The following is a 3395-nucleotide window of genomic DNA, read 5'->3' on the forward strand; positions in this document are numbered from 1 at the left end:
GTATTGCCATTATTTCTTCCTTATAAAATTAAGAATACAATAAAGTACTTTAATAAAACTACTTTCTATCTTTAAATATTATTAATTTTCCACCATAGTAGTTTATTAAGCCAACAAAAAGTGCTGCTATTAGCTTCATTAATATTGGATATAGTGAGAGGATATCGACAGTTATATACATAAAAAGTACATCAAATATTCCTGAAAGCGCTCTGCATAGGAAGAATTGATAAAACTCTTTAATTACAAACTTTATTCTTTTCTCATCAGAGCGATATACAAAAAACTTATTAGTAAAGAATGCAAATATTAATGTGATGATCCAAGCAATAATAGTTGAGCTTACATTACTAATTTGGACAACTTGAAATAATAGTGCATATATCCCTGCATTGATTATAGTTGCCATTGCCCCATATATCATATAAACAAAGAAATCTCTGTACTTCTTAAAAATATTCATCTATTTGGTACCTCAAATATAGTCGGGATACATGCATTTACATTTAGTTTTGGTTTTCTTGCATGGGCAATTAATATATCTATTGCCATAAACCAAAGATCATTAGGGTACATTCTTACCTTTGGAAATTGATTATCGACAGCACCAATATCAAGTGGCATATCACGTGCTAATACAATTGGAATATTTAAATTTAATTTCTCATATTCACTAATAACACCCTTTTCGATTAATTGGCTAGAGACAATAATAGCCTCTGCACCATTGTGTATGGCAGCGCGTAATAGTGATGAGCTATCATAATCTGAAAGTCTTCCAGTAAAGAATAATTCTTTTTTATATAATCCGAGCTCTTCTAATTTTTGCTTCATAACTCGGTTACTTAATTCTCCAATTTTTAAACCATCAACGTTATATTCTCCACCAATATATCCAATTTTATTGGTAAATGAGGTTAAATATTCAATTGCCTTACTCCATGCAATATTTAAATCAACAATTAATCTATTGTGAGAATAATCAGGCTTCTTAAGTGAATTAATTATTACAATATTAGGTGAACATAACATTATATGATTCATCTCTTCATCATTAAATGTTCCAATTGCAATTACTCCACTAACCTCTTTTACCTCTTTTTTATTTAATCTAATAAACCTAATATCCATTGGATTATCTCTACTTTTACTAAATCTCATATCATATCCTGGAAGCATTCCGCTAGGAACAACATGCCAATCAACAATTCCAACAATAAAGGTTTTACCAAAATTCTTTTTGGTTCGTGGTGTTTGATATCCAAGCTCAGAGGCACACTTTATTACATCTAATCTAACTTGGCGAGAAACGGAAAACGATTGATCATTATTTAATATTCTAGAAACTGTTGCAGGACTAACACCTGTTATGTTTGAAATTTCTTTTATACTTGCCATAAACGCAGAATAGCAAAATATAAAAAATGAATAAATAAATTTAGTAAAATTTTAGTAAATATTATTTTTTTGTATACAATATTCAAAAATTTGTATTAATACCTATAGAAAATCAAAAAAAACTAATTCTCAAACACTATCTATAGAAATTATCCTCGAAAAGACTGTATGTCTTGAAAGACAAACAATTTAAGATAGTTAAAACTAACTCCAAATATATTAGTATTTGGGAAATTAAGGGAGAAAAAATGAAAAAGGTATTAACAGTTCTTCTTGTCTGCTCAATTGCAGTTTCATCAATTTTTGCTCAGGGTCAAATGGAATCTGAAAGACCAGTAAAGCAAGATGTTAAGACAGGTCTTGCTCTCATCACATCAGCTTCTGGTAAAGCTGCTACAAGTAAGGGTGATGGTCAGGGTACAGCTAATATTTCTCTTGTTGCTGTAACAATAACTGAAGATGGTAAGATTGAATCATGTGTAATCGATGCAATTCAGGGAAAAGTAAAGTTCTCAGCTGAAGGCAAGATTACATCAGATAAGAGCACTCCAGTTCTTTCAAAGAACGAGCTTGGAACAGGCTATGGCATGATCAAAGCAAGTAAGATTGGTAAGGAATGGAATGAGCAGGCTGCTGCACTTTCTAAGTATGTAGTTGGTTTAACAGCTGATGAAGTAAAAGCTATTACACTTTCTTCTGCTTCAAGGAATGGTGTTGACCTCGCATCTTCTGCTACAATTGGTTATGATGATATCATCGAAACTATTGTTAAGGCTATGGAGAATGCAAAGAACTTAGGTGCTAAGAGCGGTGATACACTTTATCTTACACACTATACAAACAACTCAAAGAGTAAGGATGCAACATCTAAGGGTGATGGCCAGACTCAGACATATGCAACTGTTGCAGCTATCACAGTTGATGGTGATGTAATTACTTCAATGATTGTTGATGCAGTTCAGCCAACAGTTAAGTTCAATGCTAAGGGTGAAGTAACTTCAGATGCAGCTTATGTTAAGACAAAGAACGAGCTCAAGGAAGCTTACGGCATGGCTAAAGCTAGCTCAATTGGTAGAGAATGGTACTTACAGGCTGAATCATTCTGCCAGTATGCTACAGGTAAGACTATTTCTGCAGTAATGGGTACACCAGTAAACGAAAAGGGTGTTGCTACAGACGCTGACTTAGTATCATCTGTTACTCTTGCAGTTGCTAACTTCACAGACCTCATTGCAAAGATTGCAAAATAAGGACTAAAAAATTGAAAAAAGGTAAATGCCTAATTATTTTATTAACATTTATCATTGTATTTACCGGATGTACTAAGAAAGAGTCATCCGGTAAAGATTTAGAGCGCTATAGCGCTACATTCCTCTCACTTTTTGACACTGTAACCTCTATGGTAGGTTATGCTGAAAGTGAAGAGGAATTTAATATTGTTTCCAAGCAAATTCATGATGAAATGCTTACATACCATCGTTTATACGATATTTATAACAGCTATGATGGCATAGTAAATATGAAAGATATTAATGAAAATGCTGCAAAAGCTCCGGTAAAAGTCGACCCAAAAATAATTGATTTATTACTATTTTCAAAAGAAATCTATAAGGAAACTAACCATAGAGTAAACATTGCACTTGGAAGTGTATTATTACTTTGGCATGAAGCGAGAGAGGATGGATTATATGACCCATCATCAGCATATCTACCTGATATGGATGAGTTACTAGAGGCTAGCAAGCATACAGATTTAGATAAAGTCATAGTTGATGACAAAAATAATACTGTTTACTTTGCTGACCCTGAGCTTCGTCTTGATGTAGGGGCAATTGCTAAAGGCTATGCTACACAAAAAGCTATTGAAAATGTAGATATAAGTTTACTAATTAGTGTTGGAGGAAATGTTGCTTCAACAAAGTCAAAGCCTGATGGTTCTGAATGGATAGTTGGTCTACAGGATACCGAAGGTGCTGATGGAAGCTACAAGCAAAAAG

4 protein-coding genes are annotated in these 3395 nt (G+C 33.1%); 2 read left to right on the forward strand and 2 right to left on the reverse strand.

From position 1 onward, the window contains the following. Positions 1-58: 58 nt before the first annotated feature. Together SOY52_RS03290 and SOY52_RS03295 are read right to left on the reverse strand one after the other, a co-directional pair. Positions 59-463 carry a GtrA family protein gene (locus tag SOY52_RS03290; protein WP_320847558.1) on the reverse strand — a complete coding sequence of 135 codons (405 nt, stop codon included), beginning with the start codon at positions 461-463 and terminating at the stop codon, positions 59-61. After that, positions 460-1398 (reverse strand): LacI family DNA-binding transcriptional regulator, encoded by a 939-nt coding sequence (locus SOY52_RS03295; RefSeq protein WP_320847559.1) that lies wholly within the window; start codon positions 1396-1398, stop codon positions 460-462. Before SOY52_RS03295 ends, SOY52_RS03290 begins: the two co-directional genes overlap by 4 nt. A gap of 248 nt (positions 1399-1646) precedes the next feature. Here SOY52_RS03295 and SOY52_RS03300 point away from each other — a divergent pair, with 248 nt between their 5' ends. Both SOY52_RS03300 and SOY52_RS03305 read left to right on the forward strand, forming a co-directional pair. Continuing rightward, the gene (locus SOY52_RS03300) at positions 1647-2648 is read left to right on the forward strand and encodes a hypothetical protein (protein WP_320847560.1); all 1002 of its coding nucleotides are present in this window, start codon (positions 1647-1649) and stop codon (positions 2646-2648) included. A gap of 11 nt (positions 2649-2659) precedes the next feature. Next, positions 2660-3395, forward strand: a 736-nt coding sequence (locus SOY52_RS03305; protein WP_320847561.1) for an FAD:protein FMN transferase, incomplete at its 3' end; no start/stop codon positions are given.

This window comes from Bullifex sp., from assembly GCF_034103065.1.
Lineage (GTDB): Bacteria > Spirochaetota > Spirochaetia > Sphaerochaetales > Sphaerochaetaceae > Bullifex.

Excerpts from the sequence above, each read along its gene's own strand:
- SOY52_RS03295 (WP_320847559.1), bottom strand. The coding sequence starts at position 1,398 with ATGGCAAGTATAAAAGAAATTTCAAACATAACAGGTGTTAGTCCTGCA.
- SOY52_RS03290 (WP_320847558.1), bottom strand. The coding sequence starts at position 463 with ATGAATATTTTTAAGAAGTACAGAGATTTCTTTGTTTATATGATATAT.
- SOY52_RS03300 (WP_320847560.1), top strand. The coding sequence starts at position 1,647 with ATGAAAAAGGTATTAACAGTTCTTCTTGTCTGCTCAATTGCAGTTTCA.